The sequence below is a fragment of the Streptococcus sp. GMD6S genome (assembly GCF_000297015.1).
Genome location: NZ_AJRH01000275.1, coordinates 1 through 516 on the forward strand (window position 1 = coordinate 1; position 516 = coordinate 516).

Sequence of the window (516 nt, forward strand, 5' to 3'; positions counted from 1 at the left end):
ATGTCGAAACTTCTTCGTCGCCTTGCGACTGTCGGATCGATCTTCCTAGGTGTGATTTCAATCTTGCCGATTGTGGCAAAAGATGTCTTTGGTCTTTCAGAAGCTGTTGCTTTTGGGGGAACTAGTCTTTTGATCATTATCTCAACAGGTATTGAAGGAATCAAACAGCTAGAAGGTTACCTATTGAAACGTAAGTATGTTGGTTTCATGGATAAAACAGAATAAAAGCAAAATTACTTTTGCTTAGAGAGTGGAGTATGAAGATCTATCTATCAGAGAGATTTTCGTCTCCCCTCTTCTATTTTGTTTTTAAATAGGGGTTGAAACAAATTTCTGCTTCTATTTAAATACAAAATAAGGAGATCCTATCATGAATCTTTTGATTATGGGCTTACCTGGAGCAGGTAAGGGAACGCAAGCAGCAAAAATTGTGGAGCAATTCCACGTGGCACACATTTCAACTGGAGATATGTTCCGTGCTGCTATGGCAAATCAAACTGAAATGGGTGTACTTGC

At 39.0% G+C, this 516-nt stretch carries 1 protein-coding gene and 1 pseudogene; both read left to right on the plus strand.

The window, feature by feature from the left end; genetic code table 11:
* Nucleotides 1-225, plus strand: a pseudogene (locus tag GMD6S_RS10140) (preprotein translocase subunit SecY); the annotation flags it as partial.
* A 145-nt stretch (nt 226-370) separates the two neighbouring features.
* On the plus strand, nt 371-516 hold a 146-nt coding region (locus GMD6S_RS10145), incomplete at its 3' end, for a nucleoside monophosphate kinase (protein ID WP_008287856.1).